A 19,006-nucleotide genomic window follows, 5' to 3' on the forward strand; every position below is an offset into this window, starting at 1 on the left:
TACCCACGGGTAAGAATCCGCCCGCAGGAAGACCCCGAAAGGGCCGCTAACCCTCCAGCAGGGCCGCCATCTCGCGCAGCCCCCGGGCCAGTTCACGGCCGTCCGGCGCGTGCTCCGGGTCGGTGAAGCACTGCACCATGACCCCGGTCAGCAGCGCGAGGTGCACCGAGCCGAGGGCCCGTACGTCTTCCTCCGCGACCGCCTCCTCCGGCACCCCGCGCAACTGCGCGGCGACCATGCGGCGGTTGCGGCGCTGGCCGTCGGCCAGGATCGCGAGCAGCTCCGGCGAGGACTGCGCGTACACGAAGGCCTCGACGGAGGCGGTCCAGAGCCAGCGCATCTCGCCGAAGTCCCGGATCTTCCGGTCCCAGGTGTCGGCGTAGCGCTCCCGCGCGGTATCGCCCTGCCCGGCGAGCCTGCCCGCCCCCGCGGCCCACTCGTCCATGGCCGCGAACAGCGCCTGGTTCAGGAGCACCTCGCGGGAACCGAAGTGGTAGCCGATCGCGGCCATGCTCACCTTCGAGGCCGAGGCGATATCGCGCACGGTCGTCCGGAGGTACCCCTTCTCCTCCAGACAGCGCCGGGCTCCGGCCAGCAGGTCCTCGCGATTTCCCATGCCGGGATCGTAGCCGTGCCAGGTTTTGGGCAAGCGCCCAAGACAGACGTATTGCGCGCCTGCCCAAATCCTGGCAGGCTCGAACCCGTCACCACAGCAGGCGGACACGCACAGCAGGCGAGCAAGCACGGCAGGACGAGCAAAGGGAGAGCGGAACCATGCGCCACACGCTGACGATCGAGGACCGCACACTGTCCTACCTGGACTTCAGCGGCCCCGGCCGCCCGCTGCTCGCCCTGCACGGAGGCATGTCCGAGGGCCTGGCCTTCGCCGGGCTCGCCGAGGCCCTGGGGGCCGACTGGCGGGTCATCGCCCCCGACCAGCGCGGCCACGGCGACTCCGACCGGGCCGCCGACCACCACCGCGCCGGTTACGTCTCCGACGCCGTCGCGCTCCTCGACCACCTCGGCCTGGACACCCCCGTCGCCCTCCTCGGCTACTCCCTCGGCGGACTCAACGCCCTCCACCTGGCCGCCGCCCACCCCGACCGGGTCTCCGTCCTCATCAACGCGGAGGCCGCGGTGGAGGTCGACCCCGCGGACGGCGCGTGGACGGCCTTCCTCCGGGACATGCGGTACACCGCGCCCACCCGGGAGGAACTCCTCGACGCCGCCGGTCCCGTGGGCTCCCAGTTCGTCGCCCGGGCCCTGCGCCCGCTCCCCGGCACCGGCTGGCGGCTGCCGTTCCACCCGCAGGACATGCTCGACTCCGTCGAGGCCTGCCGCGGCGACCACTGGGCCGCCTGGCTCGCGAGCACCTGCCCGGCGATGCTGATCCACGGCACGCGCAGCACCTCGCTCCCGCAGGCACAGGCCGACGCGATGGTCACCAAGCGGCCCGGAACCTCGTACACGCCCCTGAGCGGCGATCACTTCCTGCCCTTCACCGACCCGGAAGGCTTCCACACCGCCGTCCGCACCTACCTGGCCGGCCACTGAGAACGCCGAAGGGGCGGCGGGCCGCCACGGCCCACCGCCCCTCGCGCGCAAGGGCGTACGTACTACCCGCCCACTACTCGATGACTACTTGACGACCGTGATCCGGTCCGCCGCCGGCGGGGCCAGCGGCGCGGACGCCGAGGAGTGCTCGGCCAGGTAGGCGTTGAAGGCATCCAGGTCGGACGCGCCGACCAGCTTGTTCTTGTGCTCCTTCAGGACGGTGAAACCGTCACCGCCGCCCGCGAGGAACTCGTTCATCGCGACCCGGTACGTCTGGGCGGGGTCGACCGGCGCACCGTTCAGCTTCACCGAGTCCACGACGATCCGCTCGGCGCCCGCCTTGGTGGTGTCCAGGGTGTAGGAGAAGCCCTTGGAGATCTGCAGGATCTTCGGGCTCACGCCGTTGACCGGGCCGCTGACCTGCTGCTGGAGCATGGTGATCAGCTGGGCGCCGGTCAGGTCGACCACGTTCATCATGTTGGTGAACGGCTGGACCGTGTAGGACTCCCCGTAGGTCACCACCCCGTCGCCCTCCGAGCCCGCCGCCTTGTAGGCGAGGTCGGCGCGGATGCCGCCCGGGTTCATGACGGCGAGCTGGGCGCCGCCCTTGGCCGCCGGGGCCAGGGCCTCCAGCTGCGCGTCGGCGATCACGTCGCCGAGCGGCTTCTCGTACGCCTCAGAGCCGCGGCCCTGGATGTCGGCCGAGATGTAGCCCATCGGACGGTTCGCGATCGGCGCGGCCAGCGCGTTCCAGCGCTGGATCAGCGCGGTCAGGTCCGGCGCCTTGGGCTGCTCACGGCCCACGACCTTCTGGACCGGCTTCGGGGAGCTGACCGGCGTACGGACGATGTCCTTGGTCCGGCGGTCGTACGTGAGGGTGGTGTCCGTGAACAGCCGGCCGTACGAGGCTGCCGAGGTGACCGTGCGCGGGTTGCCCGCCGGGTCGGGGATGTTGCACGCGTACGCCTGGTGCGTGTGGCCGGTGACCAGCGCGTCCACCGTCGGCGAGACGTTCTTCGCGATGTCGACGATGGCCCCGGAGATACCGGCGCCGGCGCCCGGCACGTCGCAGTCGTAGTTGTACGCCCCGCTCGCGGGCAGGCCGCCCTCGTGGACCAGCGCCACGATCGACTTCACGCCCTGCTTGTTCAGCTCGTTGGCGTACTTGTTGATCGTCTCGACCTCGTCGCCGAACTTGAGGCCCTTGACCCCGTCGGCGGTCACGACGTCCGGCGTGCCCTCCAGGGTGACGCCGATGAAGCCGATCTTCACGTCCCCCTTCTTCCAGATGAAGGTGGGGTTCATCATCGGACGCCGGGTCTTCTCGTCCACCACGTTCGCGGCGAGGTACTTGAAGTCGGCGCCCTCGAACTCCTTGCCGTACTCGAAGCAGCCCTCGACGGGGTGGCAGCCGCCGTACTGCATGCGGCGCAGCTCGGTCTTGCCCTCGTCGAACTCGTGGTTGCCGACGCTGGTCACGTCCAGGTCGAGGGCGCCCAGCGCCTCGATGGTCGGCTCGTCGTGGAAGAGGCCGGACACCATCGGGCTGGCGCCGATCATGTCGCCGGCCGCGGCGGTGACGGAGTACGGGTGCCCCTTGCGGGCCTCGCGCAGGCCGGTGGCGAGGTACTCGACACCGCCCGCCGGTATGGACTTGGTGGTGCCGTCTGCCTGACGCTCGGTCACACTGCCCGAGGAACCCTGCGGGGGCTCCAGCGTGCCGTGGAGATCGTTGAACGACAGCATCTGTACGTCGACGGTGCGGCCCTGGTCTTGGCCGCCACCGCCACCACTCGCGGCTCCGGCCGGAAGGGCGGCGGCGACCATCGCCCCGCCCGCCGTGGCGACGGCGAGAGCGGTGAGGGTCAACCGGCGGGCTCGGCGGTGCCGTTGTGGCGTCGCTGACATTTAGTCCCCTTTGCGGACAGCGATACATCTTGGGAGGTCTGCCGCAGCCTAGAGTCAACGCGCGTAGCGCGACAGGGGGTACCGGGTATCGAGCTGGTTACACGCGGAAGAAGGACGGCCGTCCGGGCCGCACCCCGCAAGGCCCCACGGGGGTCGTAGGCTCGACTCCATGACTGACGACGCAGCAGCGGTCCTCGAGCCGGGACGGCAGATCCAGACCCTCGACGAACTGACGGAAGAGCAGGCCGACGCCGTTCTCGCGCTGATCGAGGACGCGGCCCGCACCGACGGCACCACGGCCGTGTCCGAACAGGGCCGGCTCCAGCTGCGCGGCGGAGCGCGCGAGGGGATCCGCCACTTCCTCCTCACCGCCGAGGGGCGGCTCACCGCCTACGGGCAACTGGAGGACACCGACCCGGTGGAAGCCCCCGCCGCCGAGCTCGTCGTACACCCCGCGCTGCGCGGGCGCGGCCACGGGCGGGCCCTGGGCACCGCCCTGATGGCCGCCTCCGGCAAGCGGATCCGCGTGTGGGCGCACGGCGGCAAGTCCGCGGCCCGCCACCTCGCGCAGGTGCTCGGCCTGACCCTGTTCCGCGAACTGCGCCAGCTCCGCCGCCCGCTGAGCGGCGACGCGGCCCCGCTCCCGGAGGCGGCCCTGCCGCCGGGCGTGACCGTACGCGCCTTCGTCCCCGGCGCCGACGACGCGGCATGGCTGGCCGTCAACGCGGCGGCCTTCGCCCACCACCCGGAGCAGGGCTCACTCACGCAGCGGGACCTGAACGACCGGATCGCGCAGCCCTGGTTCGACCCCGAGGGCTTCTTCCTCGCGGAACGCGACGGCGAACTGATCGGCTTCCACTGGACCAAGGTCCACGCCGAACAGCAGCTGGGCGAGGTCTACGTCCTCGGCGTCCGCCCCGGCGCCCAGGGCGGCGGCCTCGGCAAAGCCCTCACCGCGATCGGCCTGCGCCACCTGGCGTCGGCCGGCCTCCCCACCGCGATGCTCTACGTGGACGCCGACAACCCGGCGGCCCTCGCGGTCTACGAGGGCCTCGGCTTCACCACCCACGAAATCGACCTGATGTACCGCACGGAAAGCTGACCCCGGCCGCAGCAAACTCGGCCCCGCCGGCGTTTGAGGCGCGGGGTCCGGGGCGGAGCCCCAGGAGCCATGCCGCAGCCCTGGGGCCCCGGGGCTGCGGCCCGGGCCCAGCCCGGCCCCACCCAGCCCGCCCGGCGGAGCCCAGAGGCAGCCACCCGCCCGGACCCTGGAAGCCATGCGCCATTTACCGGGCATTAACGCGCACTCGCGAAGCTGACCGCATGCAGCCCCGACCCCGACTGACGGCCGACACTTCCGACGCGCCTGTTCTTCCGCGCGCGCGGAAGAATGGAGTCATGAGCCACAAGCCCAGCGCCGGCCCCGCCGACCTTCCCATCCAGAACCCCTCCCGGGCGGCCCAGGAGGCCCAGGCCGCCCAGGCAGCCAGGGCCGCAGCCACCCCGGAGGCCATCGCCTCCCGCGCGGCCAGCGGCGCCCACGCCCGCCTGGGCTCCATAGCCGCCCACCGCCCGCACGTCGATCTGGAACCGGATCTCGACGCGGACCTGGACGCCTACGACGACACGGAGACCGGCGAGCTGCCCCCGGGCCGCTTCCTCGACCGGGAGCGCAGCTGGCTCGCTTTCAACGAGCGCGTTCTGGAGCTCGCCGAGGACCCCACCACGCCCCTCCTGGAGCGCGCGAACTTCCTGGCGATCTTCGCCAGCAACCTCGACGAGTTCTTCATGGTCCGCGTCGCCGGCCTCAAGCGCCGCATCGCGACCGGCGTCGCCACCCGTTCGGCCTCAGGCCTGCAGCCCCGTGAGGTCCTCGATCTCATCTGGACCCGTTCCCGCGAGCTCATGGCCCGCCACGCGGCCTGCTTCCAGCAGGACATCTCCCCGCAGCTCGCCGAGGAAGGCGTCCACCTCATCCGGTGGCCCGACCTCACCGAGAAGGAGCAGGCGCGTCTGTTCACCCTGTTCCGCAACCAGATCTTCCCGGTGCTCACCCCGCTGGCCGTGGACCCCGCGCACCCGTTCCCGTACATCTCCGGCCTCTCCCTGAACCTTGCCGTCGTCGTGCGCAACCCCGTCAGCGGCCACCGCCACTTCGCCCGCGTCAAGGTCCCGCCGCTCCTCTCCCGCTTCCTGGAGGCCTCCCCGCAGCGCTACGTCCCGCTGGAGGACGTCATCGCCGCGCACCTGGAGGAGCTGTTCCCCGGCATGGAGGTGCTCGCGCACCACATGTTCCGCGTGACCCGCAACGAGGACCTCGAGGTCGAGGAGGACGACGCCGAGAACCTCCTGCAGGCCCTGGAGAAGGAGCTCATGCGGCGCCGCTTCGGCCCGCCGGTGCGCCTGGAGGTCGAGGAGTCCATCGACCCCGGGGTCCTGGACCTCCTCGTGCAGGAGCTGAAGGTCAATCCGTCCGAGGTGTACCCGCTCCCCGGCCCCCTGGACCTCACCGCGCTCTTCGGGATCGCCTCCCTGGACCGCCCGGAGCTGAAGTTCCCGAAGTTCGTCGCCGGCACGCACCGCGACCTGGCCGAGGTCGAGTCCGCGTCCGCGCCCGACATCTTCGCGGCGCTGCGCGAACGGGACGTGCTCCTGCACCACCCGTACGACTCGTTCTCCACGTCCGTGCAGGCCTTCCTGGAGCAGGCCGCCGCCGACCCGGACGTCCTGGCGATCAAGCAGACGCTGTACCGGACCTCCGGCGACTCCCCGATCGTGGACGCCCTGATCGACGCCGCCGAATCCGGCAAGCAGGTCCTCGTACTCGTCGAGATCAAGGCCCGCTTCGACGAGCAGGCCAACATCAAGTGGGCGCGCAAGCTGGAGGAGTCCGGCTGTCACGTCGTCTACGGGCTCGTCGGCCTCAAAACCCACTGCAAGCTGTCGCTCGTCGTCCGCCAGGAGGGCGACACGCTGCGCCGCTACTCCCACGTCGGCACCGGCAACTACCACCCCAAGACGGCACGGCTCTACGAGGACCTCGGCCTGCTCACCGCCGACCCACAGGTCGGCGCGGACCTCTCCGACCTCTTCAACCGGCTGTCCGGCTACTCGCGCCGCGAGACCTACCGCCGGCTGCTGGTGGCTCCGCGCTCGCTGCGCGGCGGCCTGATCTCCCGGATAGACAAGGAGGCCGCCCACCACAAGGCGGGCCGCCCCGCGTACGTGCGCCTCAAGATGAACTCGATCGTCGACGAGGCGCTCATCGACTCCCTCTACCGGGCCTCGCAGGCGGGCGTGCCCATCGACATCTGGGTCCGCGGGATCTGCGCGATCCGCCCCGGGGTCCCCGGGCTCTCGGAGAACATCCGGGTCCGCTCGATCCTCGGCCGCTTCCTGGAGCACTCCCGGGTCTTCGCCTTCGGCAACGGCGGCGAACCCGAGGTGTACATCGGCAGCGCCGACATGATGCACCGCAACCTCGACCGCCGTATCGAGGCACTGGTCAGGGTCACCGATCCGGCCCACCGCGCGGCCCTGGACCGGCTGCTGGAGACGGGCATGTCCGACGCCACCACCTCCTGGCACCTGGGCCCGGACGGCGAATGGACCCGGCACAGCACCGACGGCGAGGGCCAGCCGCTGCAGCACGTTCAGGAGATGCTCATTGACGCCCGGAGGCGCCGGCGTGGCTCAGCCAAACCATGACCTGACCGCGACGGCGGCAGGCACCGTACTCGGTACGTACCTGCGTGCGCAGGCCACCGCGTTCCTGCGGGGCCTGCGCCTGCACGACGAGGGCCCTGCCGGCGGCGCCCCCGACGGCAACGAGGCGGCGCGCACCCTGCGGGGGGCTGCGCGCCGGATCTCCTGCTCCCTGTCCACGTTCAGGGCGGTGGCCGATTCCTCCTGGGCGGATTCGCTGCGCACCGAGCTGGTGTGGCTCTCGGCGACGCTGGCCGACGAGCACGCGTACGCGGCCCGGCTGGCCCGGCTGATGGACGCCCTGCAGCGGCTCTCGGGGACCCCCGAGCTGCCGGCGCCCAGAGGTACGGCCGGCTCGCTGACCGTGGGCTCGGCGCGGGCGGGCGCGCTACTGGAGCGCCAGCTGACCCTGGCCCGTACGCGGGCCCACTCCGCGACCCTGCACGCGCTGGGCTCCTCCCGCTTCCACGCGGTCGCGGACGCGGTCGCGGTACTGGCCTCCGAGGTGCCGCTGGACCCGGTCGCGGCCCGGGGCCGGGTGGACGACGTACTGGCCCCGCTGGCAGAGGTGGCGCATTTGCGCCTGTCCGCGGCGGTGACCTCGCTCCCAGCCCCCTCGCCCTCGCACCCCTACGACGCGGACCACGACGGCTCGTGGAACGAGGTACGCCGCCTCCTGCGGGTGCACCGGTACGCGCAGGAGGCACTGGGCGGTGACGTGGCCCGGCTGACGGTCGCGGGCCAGGCCCTGACCCGGCACCGGGACGCCGCGGAGGCGGCCACCGCCTCGGCCACGGCCGCCCGCACCCCCCGCATCGCCCCGGCGACGGCCTACGCCCTGGGCGTCCTGCACGCGGACCAGCGCCACGAGGTCGAGGCCTCCCGCGCCACCTTCCAGCACATCTGGCAGCCTGCCGATTCCAGCCACGCGGGCGTCTGACCCCTCCGGCCCGGACAAATCCGGCCCCGCCGGCGTTTGAGGCGCGGGGGTCCGGGGGCTGGCCCCCGGCAACGGCGCCGCACGCACCCCCGACAGGTCACGCGACGGTAACGACGGGATAACAGGAGATGACGCCCCCACTGCGACGCAGCCCACCGCACCACCCCGCCCGCCACGGTTCACCATCCGTTCACTTACCCCGGTCGGCCACTTCACCTGATCTGCCTAACTTTGTAGACGCAGGGAGCGAGTCACCGCGAAGGCGGACGATTACTCCGGGCAACCCACGTAGTCCTCTTCGCACGCCGCCCCGATGCAGAAAGCGGCCGGCGGCTTCTGGAAGGAAACACCCGAAAGTGAAGCTTCAGCGCAAGAACATGCTTCGTGCCTCCGCCCTCGGGGCGCTCGTCGTGTCCGGTGCCCTGGTCCTCACGGCGTGCGGCTCGGACGACAACACCAAGGCCGACGCCGGCGCCTCGGGCAAGCCTTCCGCCGCGGTGGGCGACATCAAGTGCGACGGCGCCAAGGGCAAGCTCCTCGCCTCCGGCTCCTCCGCGCAGAAGAACGCGGTCGACCTGTGGATCAAGAACTACATGGCGGCCTGCTCCGGCGTAGAGGTCAACTACAAGTCCTCCTCCTCCGGTGAGGGCATCGTCGCCTTCAACCAGGGCACCGTCGGCTTCGCCGGTTCGGACTCCGCGCTGAAGCCCGAAGCGGTCGTCGAGTCGAAGAAGATCTGCACCGGCGGCCAGGGCATCGACCTGCCGATGGTCGGCGGCCCCATCGCGATCGGCTTCAACGTCGCCGGCGTGGACAAGCTGACGCTGGACGCCCCCACCATCGCCGCGATCTTCAACGACAAGATCAAGAAGTGGGACGACGAGGCGATCAAGAAGCTGAACCCCGGCGCCACGCTTCCCGCCACCCCGATCCAGGCCTTCCACCGCTCCGAGGACTCGGGCACCACCGAGAACCTCGGCAAGTACCTCAAGGCCGCCGCGCCCGAGGCCTGGACGTACGAGGCCTCGAAGAAGTGGCCGGCCCCGGGTGGCCAGGGCGCCTCGAACTCCTCCGGCGTCGCCTCGCAGGTCAAGGCCGTCGACGGTGCGATCGGCTACTTCGAGCTCTCCTACGCCTCCTCGCAGTCCATCAAGACCGTGGACGTGAACACGGGCGCCGCCGCTCCGGTCAAGGCCACCGGCGAGAACGCCTCCAAGGCCATCGCCGCCGCCAAGATCTCCGGCACCGGTGACGACCTGGCGCTTAAGCTCGACTACACCACCAAGGCCGAGGGCGCGTACCCGATCGTCCTGGTGACCTACGAGGTCGTCTGCGACAAGGGCAACAAGGCCGAGACGCTCCCGACCGTGAAGTCCTTCCTGAACTACACCGCGTCCGACGCCGGCCAGAAGATCCTCTCCGAGAACGGCTACGCCCCGATCCCGGCCGAGATCAACGCCAAGGTCCGCGAGATCGTCGCCAAGCTCGCCTGACCCAGACCTCCGGACTCCCGGTCCGCTCCCTCCCGTCCGGGTGGAGCGGACCGGCCCGGGGACCCTCCCCTCCACCCAGGGGATCCGGTGCACCGCCGCCAGGGGGCCCTGCCCCCGTCCAGACCGGAAAGACCATGGCTTCCACCACACCCACCCAGATAGACACGGCTCCGCCTGTCGCCAAGAGCGGAAGGTCCACCGGCCGCGCCGGTGACAAGATCTTCGCCGGCCTCTCCAAGGGCTCCGGCATCCTGCTCCTGGCGATCATGGCGTCGATCGCCGCCTTCCTCGCCTACCGCGCTTCGATCGCCCTGGCCGACAACGAGGGCAACTTCCTCACCACGTTCGACTGGAACGCGTCGGCCGATCCCCCCGTCTTCGGCATCGCCGTCCTGCTCTTCGGCACCGTCGTCAGCTCGATCGTCGCGATGGCCATCGCCGTCCCGATCGCCGTCGGCATCGCCCTGTTCATCTCGCACTACGCGCCGCGCAAGCTGGCCGCCCCCCTCGCCTACGTGGTCGACCTGCTGGCCGCAGTGCCGTCGATCATCTACGGCATCTGGGGCGCCCTCTTCCTCGTCCCGTACCTCGGCGGCCTGAACTCCTGGCTCGACGAGTACCTGGGCTGGACCTACGTCTTCGACAAGACCGAGGTCGGCGTCGCGCGCTCGCTCTTCACCGTCGGCATCCTGCTCGCGATCATGATCCTCCCGATCGTGACCAGCGTCAGCCGCGAGGTCTTCCTGCAGGTACCGCGCATGAACGAGGAGGCCGCACTGGCCCTCGGCGCGACCCGCTGGGAGGTCATCCGGCTGTCGGTGCTGCCCTTCGGCCGCTCCGGCGTCATCTCCGCCTCGATGCTCGGCCTCGGCCGCGCGCTCGGCGAGACGATGGCCGTCGCGACCGTCCTCTCCCCGAGCTTCCTGATCTCCGGCCACATCCTGGACGCGGGCGGCGGCACGTTCGCGCAGAACATCGCCGCGAAGTTCGACGAGGCCAACGAGTTCGGCCGCGACGCCCTGATCGCCTCCGGCCTCGTGCTCTTCCTGCTCACCCTGCTGGTCAACGGCACAGCCCGGCTGATCATCGCCCGTCGCAAGGACTTCTCGGGGGCGAACGCCTGATGAGCCACGCACTCCAGGACCCGCGCCCCACCCGGGCCCGCAAGTCCGCAGCCCCCACCAGCCTCACGCAGGGCCACCTGCCCCGCTGGGCCCCGGCCGGCATCGCGGCCCTCTCGATCGCCCTCGGCTGCGGCCTCGGCGCCCTCTTCGGCCTGCACAGCAAGGTCCAGTGGGGTCTGCTCGCGGCCTTCCTCTTCGTGGTCGTCACGTACACGGCCAGCTCGCTGATCGAGAACCGCCGCCAGGCCAAGGACCGCGTCGCGACCTCCGTCGTATGGGTCTGCTTCATCCTCGCCCTCGTCCCGCTGCTCTCGCTGCTGTGGACGACCGTCAGCCGCGGCATGAAGGTCCTCGACGGGGACTTCCTCGGCCACTCGATGAACGGCGTGACCAGCTTCGAGGCCGGCGGCGGCGTCTACCACGCACTGCTCGGCACCATCGAGCAGGTCGCCCTGGCCACCGCGATCGCGGCCCCCATCGGCCTGCTGACCGCCGTCTACCTGGTCGAGTACGGCCGGGGCGCGCTCGCCAAGTCCGTGACCTTCTTCGTCGACGTCATGACCGGCATCCCCTCCATCGTCGCGGGTCTGTTCATCCTGACGACCTGGAACCTCATGCTCGGCTTCGGCCCCTCCGGCTTCGCCGGCGCGATGGCCCTGTCGATCCTGATGATGCCCGTCGTGGTCCGCTCCACCGAGGAGATGCTCAAGCTCGTCCCGAACGAGCTGCGCGAGGCGGCGCTGGCCCTCGGCGTACCGAAGTGGCGCGTGATCCTCAAGGTCGTGCTGCCCACCGCCATCGGTGGAATCGCCACCGGCGTGATGCTGGCCGTCGCCCGCATCGCGGGCGAGACCGCCCCGATCATGCTGCTGGTCTTCGGCACCCAGCTGATCAACAACAACCCCTTCGAAGGCGCCCAGTCCTCGCTCCCCCTCTACATTTGGGAGCAGTACAAGGTCGGCAGTGACGCCTCCTACGACCGGGCATGGGCCGCAGCGCTCGTCCTGATCGCCTTCGTCATGATCCTCAATCTGGTGGCCCGCGGCATCGCCCGCTGGAAGGCCCCGAAGACCGGTCGCTAAAAGCGAGTCCATTAGCGGCTCCGCCGCGGTGACCAACGAAAGCGAAGTAACCACCATGGCAAAGCGAATCGACGTCAGCGGACTGTCCGCCTTCTACGGCACCCACCGGGCCATCGACGACATCTCGATGACCGTGGAGCCCCGTTCCGTGACGGCCTTCATCGGCCCCTCCGGCTGCGGCAAGTCCACCTTCCTGCGCACCCTGAACCGCATGCACGAGGTCACCCCCGGTGGCCGCGTCGAGGGCAAGGTCCTGCTGGACGACGAGAACCTGTACGGCCCCGGGGTGGACCCGGTCGCGGTCCGCCGGACGGTCGGCATGGTCTTCCAGCGCCCGAACCCCTTCCCCACCATGTCGATCTTCGACAACGTGGCGGCGGGCCTGCGCCTCAACGGCTCCTTCAACAAGTCCGAGCTCAAGGACATCGTCGAGAAGTCCCTCCAGGGCGCCAACCTCTGGAACGAGGTCAAGGACCGCCTGAACAAGCCCGGCTCCGGCCTCTCCGGCGGCCAGCAGCAGCGCCTGTGCATCGCCCGCGCCATCGCGGTCGAGCCCCAGGTCCTGCTGATGGACGAGCCCTGCTCGGCCCTCGACCCGATCTCCACCCTCGCCATCGAGGACCTGATCGGCGAGCTCAAGGAGCGCTTCACGATCGTCATCGTGACGCACAACATGCAGCAAGCGGCACGCGTCTCCGACCGCACTGCCTTCTTCAACCTCGCCGCGGTCGGCCAGCCCGGAAAGCTGGTCGAGATCGACGACACGGACCGGATCTTCTCGAACCCGTCCGTGCAGGCGACCGAGGACTACATCTCGGGCCGCTTCGGCTGAGCCGGGATGTCACACACGTCCTGCGGTGCTGCATGGCGGTGCCACCGCACGGCGAAAGAAAGAAAGCGGGCCGGCTCCCCCTGGGTGGGGGGAGCCGGCCCGCTTTCGTCGCGCCGTCGCGCTGGTGCCCGTACGGCTACTTCACGAAGGCCAGGTTCACGATCCAGAAGCTGACCGCCGCGACGAGGGCCGCGGCCGGCATGGTGATGAACCAGCCCAGGATGATGTTCTTGGCGACGCCCCAGCGGACCGCGTTCACCCGCTTGGTCGCGCCCACACCCATGATCGCCGAGGTGATCACGTGAGTGGTGGAGATCGGCGCGTGGAAGAGGAACGCCGAGCCGAACATGATCGAAGCACCGGTGGTCTCCGCCGCGAAGCCCTGCGGCGGATCCAACTCGATGATCTTGCGGCCGAGGGTGCGCATGATCCGCCAGCCGCCCGCGTAGGTACCCAGCGACAGCATCACGGCGCACACGATCTTGACCCAGATCGGGATCTCGTCGCCCGAGCTCTGCACATCGGCGATGACCAGGGCCATCATCACGATGCCCATGGTCTTCTGCGCGTCCTGCAGACCGTGGCCGAGCGCCATGCCCGCCGCCGAGACCGTCTGCGCGATACGGAAACCGCGCTTGGCCTTGTGCGGGTTGGAGCGGCGGAACATCCACAGGATGGCGACCATCACCAGATAACCGACGACGAGGCCGACCACCGGGGAGATGAACATCGGGATGACGACCTTGTCGATCACACCCGACCAGAGCACCTCGGTACCGCCGGCCAGCGCCGCGCCCACCATGCCGCCGAACAGCGCGTGCGAGGAGGACGAGGGCAGGCCGAAGTACCAGGTGACCAGGTTCCACACGATCGCGCCGACCAGCGCCGCGAAGAGGATCCACATGCCCCGGTTTCCGTGGGGCGTCTCGATCAGACCCTCGGAAACCGTCTTGGCGACCCCGCTGCCGAGGAAGGCACCGGCGAGGTTCATCACCGCGGCCATCGCGAGCGCGGCCCGCGGGGTCAGCGCACGGGTCGAGACCGAGGTCGCGATCGCGTTCGCGGAGTCGTGAAAGCCGTTCGTATACGTAAAGCCGAGCGCGACACCGATGGTCACGATCAGAGCAAAGGTGTCCACGAGATTCAGGACTCCTTGACCGCGATGGTCTCCACCGTGTTCGCGACGTGCTCGAACGCGTCGGCCGCCTCTTCCAGCACGTCGACGATCTGCTTGAGCTTCAGCACCTCCATGGCGTCGTACTTGCCGTTGAAGAGCTGGGCGAGCAGCTTGCGGTGAATCTGGTCGGCCTGGTTCTCAAGACGGTTGATCTCGATCCAGTACTCGGTCAGGTTCGTCATGGTGCGCAGGTGGGGCATGGCCTCGGCGGTCAGTTCGGCCGCGCGCGCCAGCACCTCGATCTGCTGCTCGACTCCCTTGGGGAGCTCCTCCACCTTGTAGAGGACGACCAGGTCGACCGCCTCCTCCATGAAGTCCATGATGTCGTCGAGGCAGGACGCCAGGTTGTAGATGTCCTCGCGGTCGAACGGCGTGATGAAGGAGGAGTTGAGCTGGTGGAAGATCGCGTGGGTGGCGTCGTCTCCCGCGTGCTCCGCTGCCCGCATCCGCTCCGCGATCTCGACCCGGGCGGTGGAGTCCGCTCCGAGCAGTTCCATGAGGAGCTTGGAGCCCGTGACGATGTTGTCCGCGGATGCGGCGAACATGTCGTAGAAGCTCGTCTCCCTGGGGGTCAGACGAAATCGCACGTGAGGTCCTCGGGGTGCATTGGATTCGGTCAGGCTGATGCTAGGTGCATCCCCCGGCCACGGCTAACCGACAGTTCCCCAGTGTCCTCCATCAGGCAGAGTGAGCACGACTGACCCCCTGCCCCTGCGGCCGAGGGCCGGTACCCTATACCCATGAGGGGTATAGATCCCCCATTCCGGACCACGGGAGGACGCATGACTGCCATCCAGGCGGAGGGCTCCGGAGCCGAAGCGGGCACCGCGAGGGGCACCGAGGCAGGCACCGGGGCGGGCGCGGCCACCACGGGCGCGGTGCACGGCTACCACCACCAAAAAGACGAGCACCTCAAGCGGCTGCGCCGGATCGAGGGCCAGATCCGGGGGCTCCAGCGCCTCGTCGACGAGGACGTCTACTGCATCGACATACTCACGCAGGTCTCGGCGAGCACGAAGGCGCTCCAGTCCTTCGCGCTCCAACTGCTGGAGGAGCACCTGCGGCACTGCGTCGCGGACGCGGCCCTCAAGGGCGGCGGCGAGATCGACGCCAAGGTCGAGGAAGCGACGAAGGCGATCGCCCGGCTGCTGCGCACCTGACCAGCCACGGCAAGAGCGGACTCGGGGCCGGAAAAGCGGGGCTCAGCCGGACCACACGCCCATCAGAACCTCGTCGATCCGGTCCTGGCTGAGCCTTTCCTCGGCTACGGCCGAGGCCGCGATGATCAACTCTCCGCACAGTTCGATCTCGGCGAGAGCCACGAGGTCCTGCACCGTCGAACCGCCTGCGGGAGTCACGCGCCACCTCTCTCTGCCGTCGTCCGGTCGCCGGCGCTCGGTTTCTCAGCGTAGGGAGCGCGCGGTGCGGCGCGCATGACACGGATGGGCCATTTCCGGATACCCGGCCATGGCCCGATCGCGCCGCCCCAGGGGCCCGGGCCGGCTAATCGGCGATCTTCCCGGCGTAAATGTCCGCCTCCGCCGGCAATACGACGGTGACCGGGGCCCCGAAGCCGTAGAGCAGCGTGGTGGAGGACACATCGATCACGCCATTGTTGACGTAGGTGAAGCGGTGGCGGACCTTCCGCAGCAGGCCGTCGGAGTCGAAGTACGCGTCGAACGGCACCGCCCCCTTGCTGAACCCTTTCGCCGCCGCCTCCAGCGCGCCCTTCACCGCCGGTGAGGCCAGCGCCGCGGCCCGCACGATGTCCGTCGTACCCCGGTAGTGCCGCACCTTGGTCCCGGCCACCTCCGTCTCACCGACGTAACTCACCTCCTGCGCCCCGCGCAGCAACTCGGCGGCGGCCATCGGATCGGTGGCGCCGCCCGTGACGAGGTTCCCGTCGGCGAGGGCCGTCGTGTCCACCCGGACCCACTTGTCGTCGGGAACGCCCGCGCCCCGGTTCTTCATGTAGAGCGCGCCGGGCACCAGGAGCTCGGTGATGGGCCGGTGTTCGGCGTTGCCCTTGGCGTCGTCCGGGAGCATCACCAGGAGCTGCCCCATCCGGTTCTTGAAGTCGACGCCGCCCTCGCCCCGGATCGTGACCCGGGTACCGCCCGTGGCCATCTCCATGGCCGTACGGGCCTGCGCGCTCCCGGTCCTGACGAGCGCGTCGGCGGCTCCGCGGACCGTCGCCGCCGGGTCGTCGGCGGGCCGGGCGTCATCGCCCGCGGCCGCGCCGCCACCGCATCCGCTCAACGCCGCCACGGTCAGGGCCAGGCCGACCGCGACCGCGGCACGGCCCGCGCCTGCCGGCCTCCGCCTCTGCTGGTGCACCACCATTGCCTGCCAACCCCCAACGCGTGACAGCTGTTTGCCCGAAGCCCCCAACCGCTCCGCTTAACGAGGTCCGGGGCCTCCCGTCACGGCCGCGAGTTCACCACCCCGGACCAGTGCCCCGGCCACCCCCGGCCCGGTACCTTGGTGGAGTGGAACCGCACACAGAAGCGACCCTCGTCCCTCCGCTTGCCGCAGTGCCGCTGCCCCGCGATCCCACGGGCCCGGCCCTGACACCGCCCGCAAGCCACACCACGAGCACTTCGGACCGCGGATCGTTCTGTCTGGCCGTCTGTACCTGCGGCTGGCGCGGCCCGGCCCGCCGCTCCCGCGACCTGGCCCGCAAGGACGCCACCGGCCACACCTCGGAGTAACCCGGGCAGGCCCGCCGGCCCGGCCCACGGCTCGCCTCCGGGCCGTCTCCGGCCCGCCCGGTCTGCCGGCCCGCCCTGCGGTTCGCCCGATCGGACGGCCCGGCTGGCCGACGCGCCCGGGACCGGTTGCCCTTGTGTCATGCCCGGACCCGCGCCACGACTCGCCGCCCTCCTCTGGGCCCTGCTGATCGCATCCGCCCCCGCCACGCAGGCCCGGGCCAGCCCCGTGGGGACCGCCGACGGCCCCGGCGACGTAGCCCTGGCCATCGGTGTCACCACCACCGCGGCGGCCGCGACCGGCCTGTGGCTGCGCTCCCGCTACCGCCGCCCGGAAACGGATCCGGACGGCACGGACAGCGGCGGCGACCCGTGACCCCGCGTCCCCGCCCGGCCGCGGTCCGCGTGTGCTTCGGGGCGTCGGCGCTGTGCCTGCTGGCGGCCGTGGCGCTGACCGTCTGGGACGCGTACGGCATCGGCTGACGCCCCGACGGCCCCGACCGCGCAGCCGGTGGCCGCGGCGGCCGCCCCGTCAGGCGGCGAGGTCGCTCTCGTGCCCGCGGGCCGCGGGCGGCGTAGCCGCGAGGTCCACCGGCCGGGCCACCACGCGGCCGCGATCCCGTACCAGTACGCCCAGCCGCGGGGACCGGGCCACCGCCCGGACCACCGGGGTCAGCAGCGCCATCGCGAGCGGCGCGAGCAACAGCACCACCGCGGTCCCCAGGGCGAGTCCGCCGATGACATCGGTCGGATAGTGCAGGCCCGTGTAGACCCGGGTGAACCCCTCGACCAGCGCCAGCCCGATCCCGATGAGGCCGAGCTTGCGGTGGGCGATGAACAGGCCGACGCCCAGGGCCATCGCGAGTGTCGTGTGGTCACTGACGAACGAAAAAGCGCTGTGGCCCGTCCCGGCGCCGGCATCCAGCACCTCCACGCCGCCGTGCTGCGCGGCGGGCCGCGGCCGGGCCACGAACTCCCGCAGCGGGACGTTGAGGAGCAGGGCGGCCCCGGCGGCGAGCGGAGCCCACACGAGCGCCGCGAAGGACTCTACGGCGGCGGGTTCTTCCTGCCGGCGCGCTCCGCGCCAGCACCACAGCACCAGGAGCACGAGGGCCGACAGGATCCCGTACTCGCCGAGGACGGAGACCGCCCGGTCCAGCCAACTCGGGGCCTGCCGCGCCAGTCCGTTGATCTCGTACAGCAGGCTTACATCCACGTTCGGCCCACCTGTTGTGAGTCCAGCCATGGTGATGCGGCCCTTGCCCTTGCCTTGGTAACCGTGCGGCCGCACCCCTGTGTGCGGCCCTTCACCCCCCGGTGGTCAAGCCGGCGCTTGCGCCCGTGCGTCCCCCGTGCCCATGGAACGCCCGTTCTGGCCGCCACGTTCCACTCTCCACCGAATGATCACCCCAACGTTATCGAAGAGTGACTCATCGTCGCAGCTCAGGGCCTTCGCTTCACGCTGCGTTGCCGACGGCCTCGCGCCTGGGCAGCGCTTCCGCGCCGTCCTTCGTCACGCGCGTCGCACCGAAGTAGTCGGGCGTGTCGATCTTGTCGAAGCGGATCACGGCTCCGGTGAACGGGGCGTTGATCATGTACCCGCCGCCCACGTAGAGCCCTACGTGCCGGATCTCCCGAGAGTTCGTCAGATCATCGGAGAAGAACACCAGGTCGCCCGGCAGCAGTTCCGCTCGCGAGGGATGCGGACCGGCGTTGTACTGGTCGTTCGCCACGCGCGGCAGATCGATCCCCACCGATTCGTACGCGGCCTTGGTCAGCCCCGAGCAGTCGAACCGCCCGTTCTGGTCGGGCGTCCCGTTCCCGCCCCACAGGTAGGGGGTCCCCAACTGCTTCTGTGCGAAGTAGATGGCCCCGGCGGCCTGCTGCGAGGGCGCGACCCGCCCGATGGGGGCCTCGAAGCTCTTGGCGAGGGTCGTGATGGTCTTCACGTACCCCTCGGTCTCCCGGTACGGCGGGACGCCCCCGTACTTCTTCACCGCGCCCGGGCCCGCGTTGTAGGCGGCCAGCATGTTCTTGACCGGGTCCCCGGGCACCTTGCCCACGTACCGCGCCAGGTCGCAGTCGTACGAAGCCGCCGACGGGATCGCGTCGTTCGGGTCCCAGATGTCACGGTCCCCGTCGCCGTCGCCGTCGATGCCGTGCGTCGCCCAGGTCCCCGGGATGAACTGCGCGATGCCCCGCGCGTCGGCCGGGCTCACCGCGCCGGGGTTCCAGCCGCTCTCCGAGTAGAGCTGGGCTGCCAGCACCGCCGGGGTGAGGGTCGGGCAGAGGTTGCCCCACTTCTGCACGAGGGACTGGTACTTCCCCGGCACGGCCCCCTTCGCGAGCCCGCCGGCGCGCCCGCCCGCGCCGGTCGCGATGCCCGCGGCCGCCGAGTACGTACCGATCACGAGCAGGGCGAGAAAGCACAGGCATGCCCCGAAGCTGATTCCACCGACCACCCAGAGTCTGCGCACCCGCCA

Annotated in this window: 19 protein-coding genes; 11 read left to right on the forward strand and 8 right to left on the reverse strand. The window is 70.5% G+C overall.

What is annotated here, in order from left to right; genetic code table 11:
- Positions 1 to 46 precede the first annotated feature (46 nt).
- Positions 47 to 616 (reverse strand): TetR/AcrR family transcriptional regulator, encoded by a 570-nt coding sequence (locus tag OTB20_RS15070; protein WP_267817836.1) that lies wholly within the window; start codon positions 614 to 616, stop codon positions 47 to 49.
- Between the two features lie 158 nt (positions 617 to 774).
- Here OTB20_RS15070 and OTB20_RS15075 point away from each other — a divergent pair, with 158 nt between their 5' ends.
- On the forward strand, positions 775 to 1,554 hold the full coding sequence (locus OTB20_RS15075) for an alpha/beta fold hydrolase (RefSeq protein ID WP_267817838.1): 780 nt from the start codon (positions 775 to 777) through the stop codon (positions 1,552 to 1,554).
- 84 nt (positions 1,555 to 1,638) lie between these two features.
- Here the strand turns inward: OTB20_RS15075 and OTB20_RS15080 are convergent, their stop codons facing one another.
- Positions 1,639 to 3,462, reverse strand: coding sequence for a bifunctional metallophosphatase/5'-nucleotidase (locus OTB20_RS15080; RefSeq protein ID WP_267817840.1), 1,824 nt, complete (start codon positions 3,460 to 3,462; stop codon positions 1,639 to 1,641).
- A gap of 169 nt (positions 3,463 to 3,631) precedes the next feature.
- On the opposite strand from OTB20_RS15080, the gene mshD reads away from it, so the two are divergent.
- The 7 genes from mshD to pstB all read left to right on the forward strand — a co-directional run bounded on the left by mshD (position 3,632) and on the right by pstB (position 12,638).
- Positions 3,632 to 4,564, forward strand: a complete 933-nt coding sequence (mshD, locus tag OTB20_RS15085) for a mycothiol synthase (RefSeq protein WP_267817842.1) — start codon at positions 3,632 to 3,634, stop codon at positions 4,562 to 4,564.
- A gap of 296 nt (positions 4,565 to 4,860) precedes the next feature.
- Positions 4,861 to 7,170, forward strand: coding sequence for an RNA degradosome polyphosphate kinase (locus OTB20_RS15090; RefSeq protein ID WP_324290369.1), 2,310 nt, complete (start codon positions 4,861 to 4,863; stop codon positions 7,168 to 7,170).
- On the forward strand, positions 7,151 to 8,107 hold the full coding sequence (locus OTB20_RS15095; protein WP_267817845.1) for a CHAD domain-containing protein: 957 nt from the start codon (positions 7,151 to 7,153) through the stop codon (positions 8,105 to 8,107). The genes OTB20_RS15090 and OTB20_RS15095 overlap by 20 nt, the downstream gene beginning before the upstream one ends.
- Before the next feature lie 356 nt (positions 8,108 to 8,463).
- Positions 8,464 to 9,600 (forward strand): phosphate ABC transporter substrate-binding protein PstS, encoded by a 1,137-nt coding sequence (gene pstS / locus OTB20_RS15100; protein WP_267817846.1) that lies wholly within the window; start codon positions 8,464 to 8,466, stop codon positions 9,598 to 9,600.
- 134 nt (positions 9,601 to 9,734) lie between these two features.
- Entirely contained in the window at positions 9,735 to 10,724 is a 990-nt protein-coding gene (pstC, locus tag OTB20_RS15105) for a phosphate ABC transporter permease subunit PstC (RefSeq protein WP_267817848.1), read from the forward strand.
- The gene (pstA, locus tag OTB20_RS15110; RefSeq protein ID WP_267817850.1) at positions 10,724 to 11,806 is read left to right on the forward strand and encodes a phosphate ABC transporter permease PstA; all 1,083 of its coding nucleotides are present in this window, start codon (positions 10,724 to 10,726) and stop codon (positions 11,804 to 11,806) included. Before pstC ends, pstA begins: the two co-directional genes overlap by 1 nt.
- Before the next feature lie 55 nt (positions 11,807 to 11,861).
- Positions 11,862 to 12,638 carry a phosphate ABC transporter ATP-binding protein PstB gene (gene pstB, locus OTB20_RS15115; RefSeq protein WP_267817851.1) on the forward strand — a complete coding sequence of 259 codons (777 nt, stop codon included), beginning with the start codon at positions 11,862 to 11,864 and terminating at the stop codon, positions 12,636 to 12,638.
- Positions 12,639 to 12,774: 136 nt separating this feature from the next.
- Here pstB and OTB20_RS15120 read toward each other — a convergent pair whose 3' ends face one another.
- Positions 12,775 to 13,776, reverse strand: coding sequence for an inorganic phosphate transporter (locus tag OTB20_RS15120; RefSeq protein WP_267817854.1), 1,002 nt, complete (start codon positions 13,774 to 13,776; stop codon positions 12,775 to 12,777).
- A 5-nt stretch (positions 13,777 to 13,781) separates the two neighbouring features.
- Positions 13,782 to 14,402, reverse strand: a complete 621-nt coding sequence (locus tag OTB20_RS15125) for a DUF47 domain-containing protein (protein WP_267817856.1) — start codon at positions 14,400 to 14,402, stop codon at positions 13,782 to 13,784.
- 195 nt (positions 14,403 to 14,597) lie between these two features.
- Between OTB20_RS15125 and OTB20_RS15130 the strand changes: the two genes are divergently transcribed.
- Positions 14,598 to 14,975, forward strand: a complete 378-nt coding sequence (locus OTB20_RS15130; RefSeq protein ID WP_267817858.1) for a metal-sensitive transcriptional regulator — start codon at positions 14,598 to 14,600, stop codon at positions 14,973 to 14,975.
- A gap of 42 nt (positions 14,976 to 15,017) precedes the next feature.
- Here the strand turns inward: OTB20_RS15130 and OTB20_RS15135 are convergent, their stop codons facing one another.
- Both OTB20_RS15135 and OTB20_RS15140 read right to left on the reverse strand, forming a co-directional pair.
- Positions 15,018 to 15,173, reverse strand: a complete 156-nt coding sequence (locus OTB20_RS15135; protein ID WP_250744641.1) for a hypothetical protein — start codon at positions 15,171 to 15,173, stop codon at positions 15,018 to 15,020.
- 145 nt (positions 15,174 to 15,318) lie between these two features.
- Positions 15,319 to 16,158 carry a hypothetical protein gene (locus OTB20_RS15140; RefSeq protein WP_267817860.1) on the reverse strand — a complete coding sequence of 280 codons (840 nt, stop codon included), beginning with the start codon at positions 16,156 to 16,158 and terminating at the stop codon, positions 15,319 to 15,321.
- Between the two features lie 146 nt (positions 16,159 to 16,304).
- Here OTB20_RS15140 and OTB20_RS15145 point away from each other — a divergent pair, with 146 nt between their 5' ends.
- Together OTB20_RS15145 and OTB20_RS15150 are read left to right on the forward strand one after the other, a co-directional pair.
- Positions 16,305 to 16,526 (forward strand): hypothetical protein, encoded by a 222-nt coding sequence (locus tag OTB20_RS15145; protein WP_267817861.1) that lies wholly within the window; start codon positions 16,305 to 16,307, stop codon positions 16,524 to 16,526.
- Positions 16,527 to 16,665: 139 nt separating this feature from the next.
- Positions 16,666 to 16,899, forward strand: a complete 234-nt coding sequence (locus tag OTB20_RS15150; protein ID WP_267817863.1) for a hypothetical protein — start codon at positions 16,666 to 16,668, stop codon at positions 16,897 to 16,899.
- Between the two features lie 156 nt (positions 16,900 to 17,055).
- On the opposite strand, the gene OTB20_RS15155 is transcribed toward OTB20_RS15150, so the two are convergent.
- Positions 17,056 to 17,769, reverse strand: a complete 714-nt coding sequence (locus tag OTB20_RS15155) for a phosphatase PAP2 family protein (protein WP_267817865.1) — start codon at positions 17,767 to 17,769, stop codon at positions 17,056 to 17,058.
- Between the two features lie 211 nt (positions 17,770 to 17,980).
- Positions 17,981 to 19,000, reverse strand: a complete 1,020-nt coding sequence (locus OTB20_RS15160; protein ID WP_324290370.1) for a bifunctional lytic transglycosylase/C40 family peptidase — start codon at positions 18,998 to 19,000, stop codon at positions 17,981 to 17,983.
- Between the last annotated feature and the right edge of the window lie 6 nt (positions 19,001 to 19,006).

It is taken from the genome of Streptomyces sp. H27-H1 (genome assembly GCF_026627445.1).
Classification (GTDB): domain Bacteria; phylum Actinomycetota; class Actinomycetes; order Streptomycetales; family Streptomycetaceae; genus Streptomyces.